The sequence below is a fragment of the Zobellia russellii genome, from assembly GCF_018728565.1.
GTDB classification, from domain to species: Bacteria; Bacteroidota; Bacteroidia; order Flavobacteriales; family Flavobacteriaceae; genus Zobellia; species Zobellia russellii.
The window spans coordinates 422,325-443,433 of sequence record NZ_JACSOI010000003.1 but is presented as its reverse complement, the minus strand read 5'-3'; the positions used below and the strand labels follow the sequence as shown (position 1 = coordinate 443,433).

17 protein-coding genes are annotated in these 21,109 nt (G+C 38.8%); 8 read left to right on the top strand and 9 right to left on the bottom strand.

What is annotated here, in order from left to right; genetic code table 11:
- Positions 1-61: 61 nt before the first annotated feature.
- Positions 62-1,618: a RagB/SusD family nutrient uptake outer membrane protein gene (locus H9565_RS10025; protein ID WP_215439180.1), complete on the bottom strand. Its 1,557-nt coding sequence runs from the start codon at positions 1,616-1,618 to the stop codon at positions 62-64.
- A 17-nt stretch (positions 1,619-1,635) separates the two neighbouring features.
- The gene (locus H9565_RS10020) at positions 1,636-4,716 is read right to left on the bottom strand and encodes a SusC/RagA family TonB-linked outer membrane protein (RefSeq protein ID WP_215439160.1); all 3,081 of its coding nucleotides are present in this window, start codon (positions 4,714-4,716) and stop codon (positions 1,636-1,638) included.
- Between the two features lie 378 nt (positions 4,717-5,094).
- Here H9565_RS10020 and H9565_RS10015 point away from each other — a divergent pair, with 378 nt between their 5' ends.
- Both H9565_RS10015 and uxuA read left to right on the top strand, forming a co-directional pair.
- On the top strand, positions 5,095-5,901 hold the full coding sequence (locus H9565_RS10015) for an SDR family oxidoreductase (protein ID WP_215439158.1): 807 nt from the start codon (positions 5,095-5,097) through the stop codon (positions 5,899-5,901).
- A 51-nt stretch (positions 5,902-5,952) separates the two neighbouring features.
- Positions 5,953-7,155, top strand: coding sequence for a mannonate dehydratase (gene uxuA / locus H9565_RS10010; protein WP_215439156.1), 1,203 nt, complete (start codon positions 5,953-5,955; stop codon positions 7,153-7,155).
- 2 nt (positions 7,156-7,157) lie between these two features.
- Here uxuA and H9565_RS10005 read toward each other — a convergent pair whose 3' ends face one another.
- Both H9565_RS10005 and H9565_RS10000 read right to left on the bottom strand, forming a co-directional pair.
- Positions 7,158-7,826 (bottom strand): bifunctional 4-hydroxy-2-oxoglutarate aldolase/2-dehydro-3-deoxy-phosphogluconate aldolase, encoded by a 669-nt coding sequence (locus H9565_RS10005; protein WP_215439154.1) that lies wholly within the window; start codon positions 7,824-7,826, stop codon positions 7,158-7,160.
- A gap of 25 nt (positions 7,827-7,851) precedes the next feature.
- Positions 7,852-8,892: a sugar kinase gene (locus tag H9565_RS10000; RefSeq protein ID WP_215439152.1), complete on the bottom strand. Its 1,041-nt coding sequence runs from the start codon at positions 8,890-8,892 to the stop codon at positions 7,852-7,854.
- A gap of 289 nt (positions 8,893-9,181) precedes the next feature.
- Between H9565_RS10000 and H9565_RS09995 the strand changes: the two genes are divergently transcribed.
- Entirely contained in the window at positions 9,182-9,889 is a 708-nt protein-coding gene (locus tag H9565_RS09995; RefSeq protein WP_215439150.1) for a Bax inhibitor-1/YccA family protein, read from the top strand.
- A 92-nt stretch (positions 9,890-9,981) separates the two neighbouring features.
- Positions 9,982-10,410, top strand: coding sequence for a YybH family protein (locus H9565_RS09990; protein WP_215439148.1), 429 nt, complete (start codon positions 9,982-9,984; stop codon positions 10,408-10,410).
- Between the two features lie 4 nt (positions 10,411-10,414).
- Here the strand turns inward: H9565_RS09990 and H9565_RS09985 are convergent, their stop codons facing one another.
- Positions 10,415-11,347, bottom strand: a complete 933-nt coding sequence (locus tag H9565_RS09985) for a hypothetical protein (RefSeq protein ID WP_215439146.1) — start codon at positions 11,345-11,347, stop codon at positions 10,415-10,417.
- A gap of 122 nt (positions 11,348-11,469) precedes the next feature.
- Positions 11,470-13,377 carry a molecular chaperone DnaK gene (dnaK, locus tag H9565_RS09980; RefSeq protein ID WP_215439144.1) on the bottom strand — a complete coding sequence of 636 codons (1,908 nt, stop codon included), beginning with the start codon at positions 13,375-13,377 and terminating at the stop codon, positions 11,470-11,472.
- A gap of 276 nt (positions 13,378-13,653) precedes the next feature.
- Here dnaK and H9565_RS09975 point away from each other — a divergent pair, with 276 nt between their 5' ends.
- The 3 genes from H9565_RS09975 (at position 13,654) to H9565_RS09965 (ending at position 16,918) form a co-directional block, all read left to right on the top strand.
- Positions 13,654-15,081: an L-serine ammonia-lyase gene (locus H9565_RS09975; protein ID WP_215439142.1), complete on the top strand. Its 1,428-nt coding sequence runs from the start codon at positions 13,654-13,656 to the stop codon at positions 15,079-15,081.
- A gap of 142 nt (positions 15,082-15,223) precedes the next feature.
- The gene (locus H9565_RS09970; RefSeq protein WP_215439140.1) at positions 15,224-16,015 is read left to right on the top strand and encodes a DUF3050 domain-containing protein; all 792 of its coding nucleotides are present in this window, start codon (positions 15,224-15,226) and stop codon (positions 16,013-16,015) included.
- Between the two features lie 105 nt (positions 16,016-16,120).
- Positions 16,121-16,918 carry a DNA/RNA non-specific endonuclease gene (locus H9565_RS09965; RefSeq protein ID WP_215439138.1) on the top strand — a complete coding sequence of 266 codons (798 nt, stop codon included), beginning with the start codon at positions 16,121-16,123 and terminating at the stop codon, positions 16,916-16,918.
- A gap of 63 nt (positions 16,919-16,981) precedes the next feature.
- Here the strand turns inward: H9565_RS09965 and H9565_RS09960 are convergent, their stop codons facing one another.
- Complete coding sequence (locus H9565_RS09960) at positions 16,982-17,914, bottom strand: 3-keto-disaccharide hydrolase (protein WP_215439136.1); 933 nt, start codon at positions 17,912-17,914, stop codon at positions 16,982-16,984.
- A gap of 147 nt (positions 17,915-18,061) precedes the next feature.
- Positions 18,062-18,931, bottom strand: coding sequence for a cation diffusion facilitator family transporter (locus tag H9565_RS09955; protein ID WP_215439498.1), 870 nt, complete (start codon positions 18,929-18,931; stop codon positions 18,062-18,064).
- Between the two features lie 170 nt (positions 18,932-19,101).
- Between H9565_RS09955 and H9565_RS09950 the strand changes: the two genes are divergently transcribed.
- Complete coding sequence (locus H9565_RS09950) at positions 19,102-20,568, top strand: Gfo/Idh/MocA family protein (protein WP_215439134.1); 1,467 nt, start codon at positions 19,102-19,104, stop codon at positions 20,566-20,568.
- A gap of 50 nt (positions 20,569-20,618) precedes the next feature.
- On the opposite strand, the gene H9565_RS09945 is transcribed toward H9565_RS09950, so the two are convergent.
- Positions 20,619-21,077: a nuclear transport factor 2 family protein gene (locus H9565_RS09945; RefSeq protein WP_215439132.1), complete on the bottom strand. Its 459-nt coding sequence runs from the start codon at positions 21,075-21,077 to the stop codon at positions 20,619-20,621.
- Positions 21,078-21,109: the final 32 nt, after the last annotated feature.

Below are 21,109 nucleotides of genomic sequence, written 5' to 3'. Positions count from 1 at the left end.
TTCAATTTAAAAAAAAAGGAACCATCTCGCAATGGTTCCTTTAAAAATAAACAACAATAAATTAGTATCCTGGATTTTGTTTAAATACAGGGTTAGCATCTATCTCATTCTGAGGAATAGCAATATATTCACGACCAGGTCTATATGAGCTTGTACCTGCACTCTCAGATTTTAACTCTGGTTTGTTTACAATATACTCCTCTACTTTACCCCATCTTAGAATATCAAAGTATCTGGTTCTTTCCAAAGACAACTCTTTAACTCTTTCATCTTCTATGTCTTGCATTGTAATGCTTGTTAATGCCGGCATATCAACTCTTGCCCGTACTTCATTAATAGCATTTAGAGCATCTGCAGTAGAGCCGTTTAACATAAACTCGGCCTCAGCATACATCAATAGGATATCTGCATAGCGTAACAACCTTAAGTTATTACCTGACTGATGCCATCCGTTATCCTGAGAACCTGTCTTATCGTCAAATTTTATATCCAACCACTTGTTCCCCCAAACTAAATCGGTATCTGGAAACACCTCTTTATAACTTTTATCTCCGTACGTCTGAGAAACCAATGTATCTCCTTGATAAACGGTAAACTCGTCTGTATTAAAAAATAAAGTTGTAAAAGCTCTTGGGTCTATTTCATCGTTTACGGTTCTTTCATCTAAGAATAAATCTAGAACCCAATCATTGATACGCATACCATCCTGGCCCGTAAATCCTCTAGGAGCTATATCCGGATGAAAAGCAGCACCTTTACCAGCTCCAGGAGCATCTCCTCCCCAACCAGTATTTCCATCGTTTACCAATTGAATTTCAAACAATGACTCCTTATTGTTTTCCGAAGCTTCGGTAAAGTTATCCGCGTAGTTTTCCATCAATTCGTATCTGCCGTCCATTATTTTGGCAAATTCCGCTTTGGCCTCAGCATATTTCTTTTGATATAAATAAACTTTACCCAAGAAACCCGTTGCGGTACCAGAAGTAATCCTTCCTTTCATAGCAGACGGCCATGATTCTGGCGCCATAGTCTGAGCTTCCTTTAAATCGCTTTCTATTTGTGCCCATACTTCTGCAGGATCTGCTTGCGGAACCGCCTTAGGGTTTTCCAAATCTGAAATCGGTTCCGTAATAAGCGGCACATTTAACCAACCGTTTACAAGGTTAAAATAGTTATAAGCACGAATAAAATAGGCTTCGCCCAATATATTTTCTTTGGCCGTAGCATCCATTTCTATATCGGGAACATTGGCCAATACTTCGTTGGCACGGGTTACTCCTTGAAACATAGCACTCCAAACCCAAAATGCACCGTTACTTTGCGGAATTCCATTAAAAGATCCCGCTGCAGTACGTTCTGATGTTGCGAAAGCATTCACAACGTCATCTCTATAATCCGAAAGGAATATTTCAAAACGTGTATAGTACCAAATATGTGTAAACGGACTGTAAGCCCCAATGATACCTTTATTGGCGTCATCCTCTGTTTTCCAAAATGATTGCGGTGTTACCGCGTTTGGATTTTCCTGTTCTAATATGTCTTTCCGACAACTATATGATATCACTAGCAGCAATACCAGTGCAGCCAATAGACTTCTTGATATTATTTTATTTTTCATGTCTTTTTTTGTTAGAATTAAAATGAAACCTGTACTCCCAGTTGAATAGTTCTTGCTGTTGGATAAGCACTTTCATCTACACCCGAGCTAAAAATTCTTCTAGACGATCTTGTGTTTCTACCTACCTCAGGGTAATAACCTGTATAATCTGTAATTGTAAACAGATTTGTAGCAGAACCGTATATACGCAACTTCGTCATCTTCATTTTTTCAGAGATATCAGATGGAATAGTATAACCCAACTGCATATTCTTTAATCTGAAGTAAGCACCATTCTCTAAATAAAAATCAGATGGTCTTCTGTTGAAACCTGGATCTGACTGTGTATTTCTTGGAATGTTAGTATTCGTATTTGTTGGTGTCCAAGCTCTTAGAGCATCCGTAAGATAGTTCCCCTCTGTATCAAAATATCCTCGATAAATGTTACCGTTCAATATTTTGTTACCTGAAACGCCGTTAAAGAAAAGACTTAAATCAAAATCTTTGTATGTTGCAGAAATATTGAAACCGTATTCAAAATTAGGAGCAGGATTCCCTAAAAAGGTCTGGTCATTTTCATCAACAATTCCATCTGGTCCTGAACCATCGGGACCAGCGATATCCCTAAATTTTAAATCTCCCGCTTGTGGGTTATTATTATCATTTGCCGCTAGAGCTTCTGCATCTGTTTGATAGATTCCATCTACAATATATCCATAAAAAGAAGAAACGGGTTGACCAACATCTGTTTTAGTTCCTCTTAATCCATTTGATGTAAACTGTCCTTCTATAATTGGAGTAGCATCACCCAAAGCCGTAACTTCGTTGTTTAATGTTGTGAAGTTTCCACTAATATTAAATGAAAAATCTTCACTTAAACTATCCGAATAATTTGCCAAAAATTCAAAACCAGTATTTTCAATACTTGCCGTATTAAATGGTACTCTGTTTCCAAACCCAGTATATAATGGTAATCCCAACTCAACCAATACATCTTCGGATTTCTTCTGAAAATAGTCCATTGTTATACTTAACTTCTGATTCAATGCCCTAAATTCCAAACCTATATCGGTTGTCTTACTGGTTTCCCAAGTAATCTGATCATTAATACCTTTAGTAATTGAGTATCCCGTAGCTCTTTCCTGACCGTCACCTATTGGATATTCACTATTAAGATTCAATTCTGGACTTAATGAATAGATTGGAACGTTATCCGACCCAACTTCACCATAACTTGCTCTAATTTTTATATCAGTAATGGCTGTAAAGTTTTCCATAAAACTTTCATTACCTAAATTCCAACCTATAGCAAATGAAGGAAAAGTACCCCATCTAAGATCTTCTTTGAACAATGAAGAACCATCTCTACGTATGGTAGCCGTTAACAAGTATCTGCTATCATAAGCATAACTCAACCTACCAAAGTAACTCTGAATAGTTTTAGTTAAATCTTGCGATGGGAAATTAACTTTATCTTCAGCAGCAGAAGCTACACGCACATCGTTAGAAGGAAATTTTCTAGCCAAAGCTCCAAGAGACCTTGTATTTGAAACTTGATCTGTGTAACCAGCTACAAAGTTTATATTATGTTTATTGAACTCCTTACTGTAAGTTAAAGTGTGTTCAATTAAGGTTGAAAGAAAGTTTGTATTCGTTTCGGCCAACTCAGCAAATTGGTTGTTACCAAACGTGGCAGAATTGAATACATAGGTTGGGGTAAACCTATAATTATTGTTCGCATAATAATCCAAACCTAAATTTAGTTTATAGGTCAGCCCATCGATAATTTCAAACGAACCGGCAATATTACCTAATATACTGTTTCGAGTAACCGTTCTATCTTCAACAGTTGCCAGACCTAAGGAGTTACCTACGTTTCCAACACCATAAAATGCTCCTACCGCTACATCAGCTGGCTGATCAGTAGCACTAAAGTTACCTTCATCATCATATATACGGATAGTTGGCACCAAGTCTCTTTCCTTATTGAAATACGGGTTAGGGTTATCAATAGAACGTGTTAAACCTACCGTGTTTTCTAGTTTAAACCTTCCTTTCGTCAATGTAGCGTTGATTCTCGCAGTAGTTCTTTTATAATCTGACTGCTTTACAATACCCTCTTGATCGTAATGGTTCATAGAAAGGCTATAGGTACTATTTTCAGTACCACCATAAATTCTTGCATTGGCATTCATTACGCCAGCAGTACGTAGTGATTCCTTTTGAATATCACTATCTATACTAGGATTGAACTGAGCGTCATTTGCCGGAAACCTTGCGTTTCCATCATTATCCCTAGCCCTGTTAACAATGGTAGCATAATCTCTTGAGTTGGCCCAGTCAATAGTCTTTACAGATGATTGAAGACCATAGCTATAATCCAAATCTACTTTGATGCCTCCACGGGTACCTTTTTTTGTAGTAACGATAATAACACCATTAGCCGCCCTAGAACCGTAAATAGCACTGGCAGAAGCATCCTTTAATACGGAAATACTTTCTATATCACCTGGGTTTAACGACGTCATGTCTCCGGTAAGCATACCATCAATCACATATAATGGACCTGCATCTGACAAGGTACTGGAGCCACGAATGGTGACCAGGGCATTTGCACCCGGAGAACCTCCATTGGCCTCTACTCTCACACCCGCTGTACGACCTTGAATAGCCTGAGCAGCATCATTATAAGTAAATTTATTTATTTCCTCGCTGTCTACAGTACTTACCGCCCCAGTCAAATCTGACTTTTTCTGAGAACCATAACCAATTACAACAACCTCTTCTAATTGACTGGCATCTTCCGCCAGGGTTGCATTAACCACTGTCCGACCATTAACAGCAACCTCTTGCTTGGTAAAGCCAATATAACTGAATACCAAAGTTGCATCTCCTTCTGCGGTAATAGTGTAGTTACCATCAAAATCTGTTTGGGTACCGCTGGTTGTTCCCTTTACAAGTACATTGGCACCCGCTAAAGGAATTCCTGTGTCATCCGAAACCGTTCCGCTTACGGTTATCTCTTGAGCATGGCCATACGCTATGGCCAAAAGCCATAACAATCCCGACAGATATCTGTGGGGTAGCCAGTTTTTAATTTTAAAGTTAGTTCCATTCATAAGTTAAAAAGTTTAATTGAGCAGTTAACATTTGTTTAAGTTTCCCCAAATGTGAACTTTATTTAACTATTCCTTAACAACAAATGATCAGATGACTATAACAAATGGTTCAGAAGTGTTTTTAAGTGTACTAGATACACAATATATGCGCTAAAAGCCCATGTAATAAAGAAATAACCTACACTCAAATAGCCTTTAAAAAGTATTATCCCACACTTATTTTGAACAAATTTTTAGTTGTTTTTATTTAAATGTTGCAGTATTCATGAATATTTTGCCTTATTAAATTCCGTTAAAAACTAGATTTCAAACCTCCACTTCTATCATTTAAATTAGATTGTTTTATCTTGGCCTTTTAATATAAAACATGAATACATTATGTTCAACATAGAAAATAAAGTTGCTGTCATAACAGGTGCGAGTGGTGCTTTAGCCGGTAGCGTTGCCAAAAGCTTGGCAAAGTCTGGAGTTAAATTGGCCTTGTTAACGAGAAAGAAGACATCGGTACAATCCTTATTAGATGGAATTAAAACCGTGGGCGTACACGCTAATGCCTACGAGGCTGATATTTTGAGTGAAGAATCTCTTGAAAGTGCAAAAAACCAAATTATAGCTGATTTTGGAAAAATAGATATCCTTCTTAATATCGCCGGAGGCAACCTTCCTGGAGCTACAGTGGCTCCCGACAAAACCATCTTTGACATAAAAGTTGATGACTTTAAAAAGGTTACGGAACTTAATCTAAACGGAACTCTTATCCCCTCCCTAATATTCGGTAAAGTGATGTCCGAACAAAAAGAGGGTGTCATTATTAACTACTCCTCTATGGCCGCTGACCGTGTCATAACCAGAGTGGCCGGTTATTCCGCCTCAAAAGCAGCAATGGAAAACTTCACAAAGTGGATGGCTGTTGAAATGGCTACGAAATTTGGTAGTGGTATACGGGTTAACGCTATAGCCCCAGGTTTCTTCATCGGAAAACAAAATAAGGCCCTACTAACAAATGAGGATGGCTCATTTACCCAGCGTGGTGAAACCATTATTAGAAACACACCAATGGGGCGTTTCGGAGAAGTTGAAGAATTAAATGGTGCCATACAGTTTTTATGCAGTGATGCTTCTAATTTTATTACCGGCATTGTTCTTCCTGTAGATGGTGGATTTAGTGCTTTCAGCGGAGTATAGTTACCTATCAAAATTTTAAAATCATATATCAAACAATCATAAGTACCTAATATGAAACAAACATGGAGATGGTATGGGCCCAATGACCCAGTAAGCTTACAGGATATTAAACAGGCAGGTGCCACAGGAATCGTTACTGCTTTGCACCACATACCTAATGGCGAAGTTTGGACTGTAGCCGAAATAGAGGAAAGAAAAAATCTATTAGAAAATAATGGGTTGGTATGGTCCGTAGTAGAATCTTTACCTATTCATGAAAGTATAAAGACGCAGCAAGATGGCTTTGAACAACTTATAGAAAATTACAAACAGAGTTTGATTAACCTTGGCAAATGCGACATCAACGTAGTTTGCTACAATTTTATGCCTGTATTGGACTGGACGCGCACCAGCCTAGACCATGAAGTGGAAGATGGGTCCAAGGCTCTTTTTTTTAATGCCACCGCTCTAGCCGCTTTTGACCTATTTATATTAAAAAGGCCCGATGCCGAAAAAAGTTTCTCCCCATCACAAACTAAAGCGGCAAAATCTTATTATGATGCTATGTCCGAAGAGGACATACATAAACTAGTAAAAACAATTATAGCCGGTCTCCCTGGCTCTTCCGAAACATATAACATACCTAAGACAGGTTTTGATTTAAGTCCGTTTCAGAAGACTTTAGACACCTATAAGGGCATGAATGAGGATAATATGCGCAGTAACCTTGTTTATTTTTTAAATTCCATAATGTCTACTGCTGAGGAAAACGGAATACTCATGTGTATTCACCCAGATGATCCGCCATTTTCTATATTAGGATTGCCACGTATTATGCGTACCGAAGAGGATTACACCTATATTTTTGATAAAGTACCATCTATAAACAACGGTATTACTTTCTGTACGGGTTCTTTAGGGGCCAGGGCTGATAATGACTTACCGAAAATGTTTGAACGTTTTTCTGATCGTGTACATTTCCTGCACCTTAGAAGTACCAAGCGTGATGAGAACGGAAACTTCTACGAGGCTAACCACCTGGAAGGTGATGTACCTATGTATGATCTGATTAAATTGATTCTTGCTGAAGAAAAAAGAAGACAAACAGAAGGAAGAAAGGATGCCATAATTCCTATGAGACCAGATCATGGTCACCAAATGTTAGATGACCTCCATAAAAAAACCAATCCCGGTTATTCAGCTATTGGACGCTTGCGCGGTTTAGCCGAATTACGAGGATTGGAATTAGGAATTCGAAAAGCCTTTTTCGAATAGTATTAAGATCTTAGCTTTTTAATCAAAGCCAAAGTTTCTCTGACACGATTTTCTAGGCCAGCATAATCCTTGTTGGCCAGAATATCTTTACTGATTAGCTGAGAACCCATACCTACACAGGTAACGCCAGCATCAAACCAACCTTTTAGATTAGCTTCATCTGTACTTACACCTCCTGTTGGCATAACGCTAGTCCATGGTTGTGGGCCTTTTATAGCCTTAACATACCCTGGCCCGTAAGTAGAACCTGGAAAAAGTTTGATGATTTCACATCCCATTTCTTCCGCTCTATTTATCTCTGCCAAAGAACCACATCCCGGTGACCAAAGCACCTTTCTACGGTTACAGGCAATTGCTATATCTTCACGAAGTGATGGCGTAACAATAAAGTTCGCACCCATTTGCATGAACAAACTAGCAGCAGCGGCATCAGTAATAGAACCAACTCCCATAACCATTCCAGGAAGTTCTTTTATCGCATACTTGTTCAATTCCAGAAACACCTCATAAGCGAAATCTCCGCGAGCGGTAAACTCCATTAAACGTGATCCACCGTCATAACATGCCTTTAAAACTTTTTTACCCAACTCTACATCTGGGTGATAAAACAAAGGCACCATACCGTTTTCTTTCATTACGGATGCAACCTCTATTCTTGAATACTGAGCCATATTTTATTGTTTGTAGTTAATGTTCTTATCTTGCTACACGACCGGAAGCATCGCCACCCATCAATTTTTCAACTTCGCTTACGGTTACCAAGTTGGCATCTCCTTTAATTGTATGTTTCAAACAGGAAGCAGCAACGGCAAAGTCCAATGCATTTTGGTCATCTTCTGGGTATTTCAGCAATCCGTAGATCAAACCGCCCATAAATGAATCACCTCCTCCTACTCTATCAACAATATCCGTAATTTGGTATTGACGTGTTTCGTACATTTTGGAACCGTCCCATAATACACCTGCCCACGTATTGTGAGAAGCAGAAATAGAGCCTCTTAAAGTTGTAATTACCTTTTTGGCTTTAGGGAATTTTTTCATCATTTGCTTACAAACGGATAAAAATGCTTCTGCCTTAACATCGGCGCCATCCTTATGAACGTCCAAACCTTCAGGGTGAATACCAAAGTGCTTCTCTGCATCTTCTTCGTTCCCCAAAATAATATCACAATATGATGTAAGTTCGGTCATGATAGCTTCTCTATCACCACCGTAATTCCAAAGCTTGGCCCTGTAATTTAAATCGGTTGAAATAGTAATTCCTTTTTCACTTGCCGCTTTTACAGCTTCCAAACAAACATCTGCAGCACCTTGAGAAATAGCTGGTGTAATACCTGTCCAATGGAACCATTCTACGCCTTCAAACACGGCGTCCCAATCAATCATTCCTTTTTCTATTTCAGCAATAGCGGAATGAGCCCGGTCATAAACTACCTTACTCCCTCGGCTAACAGCTCCTGTCTCTAGGAAATAAATTCCCAAACGGTCACCTCCAAAAACAATTTTATCGGTACCAACGCCACGCTTTCGCATTTCCATTAGTGCACATTCACCAATATCATTCTTTGGCAAGCGTGTTACAAAATCAACTGGTACACCATAGTTAGCTAGAGAAACGGCTACATTGCTCTCGCCTCCACCGTAAATTACATCAAAACTGGTGGCTTGAGAAAACCTTAAAAATCCTGCAGGGGCCAAACGCAACATAATTTCCCCGAAAGTGACTACTTTTTTCATTTTAACAATTAGGTTATTTAGTTCTTAGTTTACGAAAATAGTTGTTATTTTTTTGACAGCTACAAAACTAAGATTTCCCACAAACTAATTAACCGTAAAAACTGGTCAATTATTTAACTTTCTATACGTTTAACAATATTCATAGCTTTTGAGATATAAGCCACCCCTACCAATACCTACTAATAATAAGGAGTTTACACAAAAAACGAATATAACTACCGTTCAACCAAAAACCATCTTTACTTCTAATAATATTTTTTTATTTGTGTCCTGAGCCAAAACTATAGACATGAAAAACCACCAAACCACTAACGGCGCTTTGGTAAATACCCTTACCGAGGTAGAAAAAGCCGCTTTTTACAGAAAAACCTATGCCCATTTAGCCGGTGCCGTTTTACTGTTCATTCTTATTGAAACCCTATTTTTTCAGATTCCCCCACTATTGAATTTTGCACTTTCGCTAACGCAAGGGTATAGCTGGTTGATTATGTTGGGAGGTTTTTTATTCATTACCAATTACGCAGAACGTTTGGCTTTGAAGAGCGATAAGAACAGTACGCATTACTGGGGTCTTCTCCTCTATGTTGTTGCCGAAGCATTCATATTTATTCCATTAATATTTATTGCCATAACAATGACAGAAAGTGGCTCTCATGATATTTTAAACCAAGCTGCCATCATGACCTTATCTTTGTTCACAGGTCTTTCTGCCATTGTACTGCTGACCCAAAAGGATTTTTCCTTCCTAAAATCTATATTGGCCGTGGGTTTTGCCATTGCTCTAGGACTCATTGTAGCAGGTATATTATTTGGTTTTAACTTAGGGCTTCTATTTAGTGCCGCCATGGTAATTTTAGCATCGGGGTCTATTTTGTACCAGACCTCCAATCTTGTCCATAAATATAAATCCAACCAGTATGTTGCAGCTTCCTTAGGACTCTTTGCCAGTCTTATGTTGCTTTTTTGGTACATACTGAACTTACATACAAATGATTAATTTTTAGTGTTTATTTATTTTGAGAGAGGCCCCGGAAATTTTGCGGGGCTTTTTTTATACCTTACCCCTGTATATCGTAAAACCACTAAAAAATGAAAAGCACCTCTTTATTCTTTTTTGTATTATTGACTTCAATAGGAACACTTTACGCCCAAAATAGTGATATTGAAGCCATAAAAAACATTCTTCGCAATCAAGAAAAAGCATGGTCTGATCAAGACCTAGAAGGATTCATGGAAGGTTACTGGAAATCCGAAGATCTTACATATTACAGTGGTGGTAGAATCACAAAAGGATGGCAAACCACTTTGGATAATTACAAAAAAGGATACCCCACCCAAGCCGAAATAGGAACATTAAATTTTAAAATTGACCAGATTTCCAAAATAACCGAAGACTCTTACTACGTTATGGGGCAATATTTTTTAGTACGAGACGTAGGTGATGCCAATGGCACATTTATGATAATCTTTAAACGGATAAATGGTGAGTGGAAAATTATAGCAGATTCTTCCTGCTAATATTTCAATTCTTCTGTTCTTCCAAAACGGTCTGATCTGCAACCGGCGGGTAATATTTTATACGTCTTGTAGTATACGTGTTGCTAGGTGTAATTATTTCTTTCACCCAATTATTGGCAGAAGTACCATCAAATTGATAAATGTATTCTTGAGTAAGCTCACCAAAGCGCTTTTTGGTCGTGACAACAGAAAGAAATCCGTTTTCATCGTATTGATAACTTTCGTCGTTCAATGAGATCCATTTTTCTGTAGAACCATCAAACATAAACTCTTTATGTTGTATTACCTTGCTCTTTGAGTTTAAAACCTCAACGGTTTTAGAAGCAAGATTGCCTTCCATATAGTTTTTTGAAATTACCTTTTTAAATTTCCGGTCATTCTCTACAAAAGAAGTGGTAGTAACCAATTTAGATAATACACCATTTACCTTTTTAGAAACCGTATCTACGGTATCATTCTTAACATATTCAAAGTCTATTTCGTCTATACCGCTGGTATTGGTGCGAACAAGTTTTACTAATTTCTCATCCGTATCATAACTATAAACGTTCTTTTCCAATTGTTTCTTTTCATAAGAAACGATTTTCTCCGTTATCTTTCTTGCTACGGTATCTATCTCATAAAGACTGGCAATGGAAGTGGCATAATCAAAAACGCCATCCATATAATTCTCTATCCTACGTTCTTTTAAAAAACCGTCCTTAAACTTATAATACGTGGTTTCATAATCCGTATCATTATAACGGGTAACCGATTTGGTTAAAAAGCCCTCTGGATTAAAGTAATATTCTTCCTTACCATAGTCCGTAATTACCAAACAGGATTTGACATTTCCCTTTAGATTAAAATCGGAAATTTTAAAAATCTCGATGTCTTGGGAAAATACCATTGAGGATATGCCCCATACCATACACACAAACAAGAATTTCTTAATCATACTACAAAACTACTTGATATTCTGTCAACTGAAAACAAAACACGTACCAAATTGACAAAACGAAAAGACCCGCCCAGAGAAAACTGGACGGGTCTTATATGTAGAGCGCTAAACGCTTATACTTATTTTACTTCTTCAAAGTCTACATCTTCTACGTTATCACCTTCTTTAGGCTCTTCTGCCGAAGCAGTATCGCCCTCAGGAGCTGCACCGTTTTGCTGTGCTTCTGCTTGAGCTTTGTACATTTCTTCAGAAGCAACTTTCCAAGCCTCATTGATCTTATCCAAAGCTGGTGTAATAACCGCTAAGTCTTTAGATTCGTATGCTGCTTTTAACTCGGTTAAAGCTTCTTCAATTGGTTTTTTCTTATCATCTGATAATTTTTCACCAAATTCTTTCAGTTGCTTTTCCGTTTGGAAAATCATTCCGTCTGCTTCGTTCAACTTGTCAGCAGTTTCTTTTGCTTTTTTATCAGACTCAGCATTAGCTTCTGCTTCAGCTTTCATTTTCTTGATTTCTTCCTCTGTTAATCCTGAAGAAGCTTCAATTCTGATATCCTGCGTTTTGTTCGTCGCCTTATCCGTTGCAGAAACTTTGATGATACCATTGGCATCAATATCAAAAGTTACTTCAATTTGAGGTGTTCCTCTTGGTGCTGGTGGAATACCGTCTAAGTGGAAACGACCAATTGTCTTGTTGTCAGATGCCATTGGACGCTCACCCTGCAATACATGAATCTCTACTGATGGTTGATTGTCCGCTGCCGTAGAAAATACTTGAGATTTCTTTGTTGGAATCGTAGTATTCGCCTCGATCAACTTGGTCATTACGCTACCCATAGTTTCAATACCTAAGGATAATGGAGTAACATCCAATAACAATACATCTTTAACATCTCCTGTAAGAACACCACCTTGAATAGCTGCTCCAATTGCAACAACCTCATCCGGGTTTACTCCTTTAGAAGGTTTCTTACCAAAGAATTTCTCAACCGCTTCTTGTACTGCTGGAATTCTTGTAGAACCACCTACTAAGATAATTTCATCAATATCGCTCTTAGAAAGTCCAGCAGATTTAAGTGCTGTCTCACATGGCTCAATAGTTCTTTTTACCAAATCTTCGATCAATTGCTCAAACTTGGCTCTTGTAAGTGTACGTACCAAATGCTTAGGTCCTGTAGCGGTAGCCGTTACATAAGGTAAGTTGATTTCAGTTTGTGCAGAAGAAGACAATTCAATTTTAGCTTTCTCAGCAGCTTCACGTAAACGTTGTAATGCCATAGCATCTTTACGCAAATCTATGCTTTCGTCTTTATTGAACTCATCCGCCAACCAATCAATAATTTTTTGATCAACATCATCACCACCAAGGTGTGTATCACCATCTGTTGACAATACTTCAAAAACACCGTCACCCAACTCTAGGATAGATACATCATGTGTACCACCACCAAAGTCAAAAACAACTATTTTCTGATCCGTATCTTTCTTGTCCATACCATAAGCCAAAGAAGCTGCGGTAGGCTCGTTGATAATTCTTTCTACAGTAAGACCTGCTATCTCACCAGCTTCTTTAGTTGCCTGACGTTGTGCATCGTTAAAATATGCTGGAACGGTAATTACCGCACGGCTAACATCCTGCCCTAAATAATCTTCTGCAGTTTTCTTCATTTTCTGAAGAATCATAGCAGAAAGTTCTTGTGGCGTATACAAACGGCCATCAATATCTACACGTGGTGTGTCATTATCTCCTTTTACTACTTTATAAGGAACTCTTTCGGCCTCTTTACTAGACTCCGAAAATTTGTTTCCCATAAAACGCTTAATAGAATATATAGTGTTGTGAGGGTTGGTTACCGCCTGTCTTTTTGCAGGATCACCAACTTTAATTTCTCCACCTTCTACAAACGCAATTACAGAGGGTGTTGTTCTCTTTCCTTCTGCATTAGGGATTACTACCGGTTCGTTACCTTCCATAACGGAAACACAGGAGTTGGTAGTACCCAAGTCAATACCTATAATTTTACTCATGCTATATGTTTTAAATATTAGTGCTAATTTTTATAATCGGTTTCTAAATGACAAACAATATGCCAACCGTCCACAACCTGACATGATGTCATTTTTACTTTTTTTATAGCAAAGAACACGCCAGAACAACCCTTTTTTACTGCTAAAACCGACAACTTAGGGCAAAAAAGCAACAATTGACTTAAACGGGTATTGCTATTTCTTAAGTTTTTGGCTTCCTGTTTTTGACTTTGCCAGAAGCATGCTTTATCTATCTTTACACCATAAATTAAGTTTATGGAGTCCATCAGTATTTTTGATATGCTTAAGATCGGTGTAGGCCCTTCTAGTTCCCATACCTTAGGTCCGTGGCGAGCTGCCGAACGTTGGATTAGCGAACTACGGTCTGCGCAAATCTTTGATGAGGTTATTGCCGTAAAAGTACATATGTACGGCTCTCTCTCCCTAACAGGCAAGGGGCACGCTACGGACTATGCCGTAATGCTGGGTCTATCCGGCACCGATCCGGTTGAAATTCCCGTTGATACCATTCACTCCATTATATCGCACATACAGGAAAACAATGTATTAAACTTTGGAGCATGTAAAGAAATTCCCTTCCACCCTAAAACCGATATTATATTTCATAAAAAATTTCTAGAATTTCATGCCAACGGACTTCAGTTTGAGGCTACCTTAAAATCGGGTAAAACTAAAAAGAACACCTATTATTCTATAGGAGGCGGATTTGTAGTTGTTAAAGAGCGAAAAAATGCCAAACGCAACATAGCTACTTTTGACAGTTTTCCATTTCCAATTCAAAAGGGCTCCGAACTTTTGGCATACTGTGCTAGCGAAAACAAAAGTATTTCAGAAATAGTACAGGAAAATGAACGCTCCTTACGTGATGATGCCCAAATAGATCAAAAGTTAAATGATGTTTGGCAAACCATGTTGGAATGTATGTACATTGGCTGTCATACCGAAGGTAAATTACCCGGGGGACTAAACGTTACCCGTCGTGCTTTTGAGCTCAACAAAAATTTACTGGGAGATTCTACCACTTATAATTCTCCCCAATCTTGGTTAACCACCATTCGCAATACAGAAGTTAAATTCCGCCAAATCCTAAAATGGGTAAGTTGTTTTGCTTTAGCGGTCAATGAAGTAAATGCTTCGTTGGGGCGCGTGGTAACAGCTCCCACAAATGGTAGTGCAGGAGTCATTCCCGCGGTTCTTATGTATTATATGGTGATAGAAAACCATGAGGCCCATTTTGAGCACGTCAAAAAATTTCTGCTCGTAGCTGGTGAAATTGGCAGCATTTTTAAAAAAGGCGCTACCATTTCTGCAGCAATGGGTGGGTGTCAAGCAGAAATTGGTGTTTCTAGTGCCATGGCGGCAGGTGCTCTTACTGAATTACTTGGTGGCTCACCAGAGCAAGTCCTTATGGCGGCCGAAATTGCCATGGAACATCATCTTGGCCTAACTTGCGACCCCATAGGCGGACTCGTACAAATACCCTGCATAGAGCGCAATAGTATGGGCGCCATAAAAGCCATTAACGCCGCAGAGTTAGCATTAGGCTCAGACCCTAAAGATGCTAAGGTTCCGCTGGATAAGGTAGTTGAAACCATGTGGGCCACGGCAAAAGACATGAGCTCCAAATACAAAGAAACTTCGAAAGGTGGACTCGCAGTGGGTATCAACATGAGTGATTGCTAATACCTGTACCAATGTTTAATATGTCAAACATTTATTTAAAAAGTAGTGTAATTCTTTCTAAAATATAAGATTATTCCTATTTTAATCATATCTATTATACTCATGATATTTAGCCCCAGAGCTAATAAAACAAACAGAACCTATGTATCAAATTGAATTTATTGAGAATGAAATCAACAATTTACGAAATCAACTTCAAAATCACCCCCTTTACAATAACCTCAACAGTATAGAAGATATTAGAACCTTTACTGAAAACCATGTGTATGCGGTTTGGGACTTCATGTCGTTACTAAAGTCTCTTCAGATATCATTGACCAATGTTAGTATTCCATGGACCCCCAGTGCCAATCCTGTTTTAGCACGGTTTATTAATGAAATAGTACATGGTGAAGAAAGTGATATAAACGAATTAGGAGAGCCTAAAAGTCATTTTGAGATGTATTTGGAAGCTATGCAGCAATTGGGAGCTGACATTTCAAAATCCAATGCTTTTATTCGCCATCTAGAACAAGGGGTTACGGTAAACAACGCATTGCAAAAAATAGACATTCCCAAAAAGGTAGCAGATTTTGTTCGTTTTTCATTTGAGACCATCGCTACCGGAAAACCGCATTTAGTAGCATCTGCATTTACGTTTGGCAGGGAAGATGTTATACCGGATATGTTTATGGAAGTTCTAAAAAGTGCCGATGCAGAAAATAAAGAGTACAACAAGTTTGTATACTACTTAGAAAGACATATTGAGTTAGATGGTGATGAACATGGCCCACTCTCCTTGCAAATGGTCTCCGAACTTTGCGGACATGACGAACAAAAATGGCAAGAAACATTGGCCGTTGCCAAAGAAGCCCTGAATAATCGCATAAAACTATGGGATGCTATTGACGAAGCTATAACAAGAAATAAAACCGCATTAAAAAACACTTTGTAAGGACGTAAGCTTACGTAAAAACAAACATAATTTAAAACGTAGAATAACCACTCAACTACTAAAGTTTGCATTTTTGATGTCTTAACTTTAGTAACACACCTATTTATGGCTTTTGATAATAATTTTTTGAACACCCCTATATATCCTCCAAAGTTAAATGACATAGATGCTGCTTATCAATTGGAAGGCTCTGAAATAGTAGATTACACCCATTTTTCTTTGGCGTTAAGTAGCCGCACCAAATTTGCAATTTGGGTGGCATGGAATATAGATGGCAGAAACCTTAAAAAAGTCCCCCGAAAGGGTGCAAGCTTTTTTGAGGATTCAAGAATACCATCAGAGAACCAAGCAGGAAACCAATTGTACAAAAGCAATCCTTTAGATCGTGGCCACCTTGCCCGTAGAGTGGATTTAAACTGGGGCAGTTATGCCGAGGCGAAAAAAGCCAACTCTGATTCTTTTGTTTTCACCAATATAGCGCCACAAATGGACAGTTTTAACCAAAGTGGAAAAGGCGGTGTTTGGGGAGAACTTGAAAATTCCCTGTACGATCAAACAGAAATGGATCGGTCTCGTGTTAGCATTATTGGTGGGTGCATTTTTAATGAGGATGACCGTGAATACCGAGGTTATAAAATCCCTTCAGAATTCTACAAAACCATTATGTACGAAGAGAACGGAAAGCTAAAGACCAAATCATTTATATTGACGCAAGATTTAAGCAGGCTGTCCTTTCTTGATTTGGAAGCGTTTAAAACGTACGAAGTGGCTCCGTCTGAAATTGAAGCCAAATGCGACTTTACTTTTGACGAGGCTATTCACCAAGCCAATGAATTTGATTTAAATTCTATTATAACAACGGAACGTAAGCCATTGACACTTTCTTCCGAAATTAACTGGTAACAATAAAAAAACGCCTACTGCTCAAAAGACGGTAGGCGTTTTCTAAGTATTCTTATAGGAGCACTACTCTACTCTTGGAGTTACCTCAAACTTTCTGAACATTATAGGACCGTGATCTCCTTGAATTAAAAACGGACCCGGCTCTCCTTCCTTACTATCTAGTGCCCCACCGGTTATTCCTGGAATATTTTGATCGTTTATAATCGTTTTTCCGTTTGCTACAATGGTCACACGACGGCCAATTAACGTAATATCATACGTTTGCCACTCACTGGCATCATTAGCCGCCATTTCATTTGGGGTCAGAAAGCCGTAGATACCCCCAAACAATACACTTGAAGGGTCGGAACCCTTATCATCCGTAATCTGCACTTCGTAACGTCCTCTTAGATAAATACCGCTATTACTTCCAGATGGTACTTTAAATTCTGCATGTAATTTAAAGTCCTTAAACTTTTCTTCGGACACCAAGTTGGCACCAGACTTTGGACTGGACAGAATACCGTCTTCAACTACCCACTGGTTTTCCCCCATAGCTTTCCATCCGCTTAAATCCTTACCGTTAAAAAGCTCTTTGGTCTTACCCCATTTAGCTTTTGTTACGTAATCTAATTTTGGTGCCCTAACGGCGGTCCAACTATAAGGTTGCCCATCTGTATAAATCATAGTTCCCTTAAGACCTTCGCCATCCAAAGCTCCGGTAAAGGTCATATCCGTTCCTTCCGGCTCCCATTGCTTAGGTATAACAAAACTAAAAACATCATTCTTTACCACCACTTCCGAAATTGGTCTTGCACTACCAAATGCATACACAAAACGACCTACCAAAGTATTTGTTCCGGAATGGGTAATCTCTAGCCACGAGGGAAGCTGGGTTCCGTCCTTTTCAATTACCAAATCCCACTTTCCTTCTAATGGGTTTTCATCTTGCGCCTGTAACACATTTCCTGTCCACAGTAATAAAACTGTAGATGCCATCATTAATCTTGACTTCATTTTCATTAATTGAGTTGTTTTTAGATTGGTGCGGTTAGCTGAGGTCCCCATTACCAATGCTGAGTTAGTATAAGTTGCTAAATTTATAGATTATTTTTAATTCGGTAGCAGATACTCAGATGAAGTTGGGTGATTTTCAACTTCATCTTATTCATGTGGCTCAATATGAATTAACACATGGCCCAAATTTGGTATTTCCGATTTTAGATGATCTTTTAGGTTATGGGCAATTTCGTGTCCGTCCTTTACGGAAATAGTAGCATTTACCCTAGCGTGCAAATCTACATGGTATTTCATTCCGGCTTTTCTAATGTAACATTTTTCAGTATCCAGCACTCCGCTCACTTCCATAGATTTTTCTCGAACCCTAACCAATATGTCATCATATAATTGCTCGTCCATAATCTCACCAAGTGCAGGTCTAAAAATCAAATAGCTATTGTAAAGAATAAATGCCGAAGCCAGCAAAGCCGCCCAATCATCCGCAGTTTCATACCCCTTACCAAAAATAATAGCTATTGAGATTCCAATAAAGGCCATTATAGAAGTTACGGCATCACTTCTATGGTGCCAAGCATCGGCTTTTAAAGAAGAGCTATGGGTTTCTTTACTTTTCTTGATGACCAAACGATAGAGAATTTCTTTCCATAAAATTATACCCGCTAAAACTATAAGCGTCCACGCTTTTGGAACCTTATGGGGTGTTTGTATGTTCTTTATACTCTCATAGGCAATAATGGTTGCCGAAGTCACTAAAAAGGCTACCACCCCAAAAGTAATTAAGGGTTCTATTTTACCATGACCGTACGGATGGTTGGAATCTGCCGGGCGTTTTGCGTACTTAAAACCCAATAAAACCAGAGCCGAAGAAAAAACATCTGTAGTAGATTCTATGGCATCGGCAATTAAAGCATAAGAGTTTCCAAAAATACCGGAAAGCCCTTTTATAAGTGCTAAAACTACATTCCCAAAAATACTAAGATAGGTGGTGCGTATGCCAATTTGCTCGTTGGTCATCATTGCTTTTTAGGTTTCTCGTCATGTGAATTTTAAAGGTAGCAAATACATATGGCTCACCTTGTATTTCCTTATCCAATACCTCTACTATCATGAAGTTTTAACTTTTCTTCAAAGTGCGGGAAATTTAAGTAACTTTAGAAGCCTTTCACAACTAAAACCAAAAATTAATGGCACACAAAAAAAACAACTCCTCAACCAGTTCAAGAAGATCCTTTATTAAAAAAGGAGCAATCGCATCCTCAATTTTCATTGTCCCCAGGCACGTTTTGGGCGGTGTGGGCTACTTGGCCCCAAGCGACCGTTTAAACCTTGCTGCCATTGGCGCAGGGGGCAAAGGTTCTAGCGATATTTTTAATGCATCCGTAAACGGCCGCGAAAAAGTAGCTGCTTTATGTGATGTAGATTTTGGCGGTTCTGCCAAAAAATCCGTAGAAAATTTTCCAAAGGCGAAGCTCTATGCCGATTATCGCCAAATGTTGGATAAAGAAAAGGGTATTGATGCTGTCACCATTTCCACACCTGACCACATTCACGGCCCAGCTGCAGCGTATGCTATGGAAAGAGGCATACATGTCTACGTACAGAAACCCATGACGCATAACATACGCGAGGCGCGAATCCTGACCCAAATGGCACGGGACAACAAAATTGTAAGTCAGATGGGAAACCAAGGAGGCTCCAATCCGCTTTTAGGTATGGTTCAAAAATGGATAGATGATGACGCTATTGGCGCCGTATCCAAAGTCCAGGTATGGACCAATCGTCCTGTATGGCCGCAAGGTGGTGCCATGCAAGCTCCCGACCCAAGTTTAAAACCGGATAGTCTAGACTGGAATCTTTGGTTAGGTCCGGCGCCCGAAAAACCTTATACGCCCAACTTGCACCCTTTTAGCTGGAGAGGTTGGTGGGATTATGGTACTGGAGCCTTAGGCGATGTTGGTTGTCATTTGATAGATATTCCGTTTAGAACATTAGGATTAAAGTATCCTACGGATGCCGAGGCCAGTGTTAGTTCTGTATATTCGCAAATGTGGAATGCGGATTATCACCCTGAAGGTTGCCCGGCCTCTTCTTTTATAACCCTCCATTTTGATGCCACGGAAAAAACTAAAACCCCAATTGAAATGACCTGGAACGATGGTGGAATTAGACCTTCGCACCCAAATATTATACCGGCCAATAATGACATAGGTGGACCAGGAAGCTATAATGGAGTTCTTATCATTGGAGAAAAAGGAATTATCTCTACCAACATAAACGATAGTAGTCCGCTTACTCCAAAATTATACTTGAACGATGGTACAACTGATTTTGGTCCTGAAACTGAGCCTAACGAAGAACCTGAATACGGACATCAGCGCAAGTGGGTAGATGCCTGTAAAGCCGGTTTTGGCAGTGAAGAACATAAAGGTTTAACTTCCTCTTTCGATTATGCCGGTCCTATGACTGAAACCGTTCTTATGGGGAACTTGGCCGTTAGAAGCTATTTGTTGAGAAAAGAAGACAGTGCAGGCAAAATGGATTTCTATGCCCGGAAAAAACTTTTATGGGACGGCGAAAACATGCGCATTACCAATCTAGAAGAAGCCAACCAATTTGTAGGTAGAACCTACCGTGATGGCTGGAAAGTTTAAATTGACACCTTGTAAAGATTGAAAAAAGGCGGGTTTAACAACCCGCCTTTTTATTTACAATTTTCCTTTCTCCTAGTATCTATAATGTAGATTATTTTCCAATCTTTCTCGTCCTCTTTTACCAATTGAAAAGAGTTGACCCCACAATGATGAAACGCACCATCGATTTTAAAGATATAAGGCGTCCAAGCATTGGCCATTGGACCATCTATTTGAATGGAATAATCAGTTATAACCTCTTCAAATTTTGTGCTTTCGGGAATACTGACTATCGATTTTAAAAAATCTGAAAACTCTTGGGTCTTTACTAGTGGGTTTCCTTTTTCATCCGTTGCAATGGTTTGCATGATTACGGTATTGGAAACTGTATTTTTAATTTGAACCGAATCTTGTTGATGAAATCCATCAAAAAAAGCTTCAATGGTCTTCTTAATGGCTATTTCTTCTGTTTCCTGAGCAGAAACGGACAATGAGAAAAGGCAGAACAGTATTTTAAAAATGTTTTTCATCGCTATCTGTTTTATCAAACTTAATAAATATT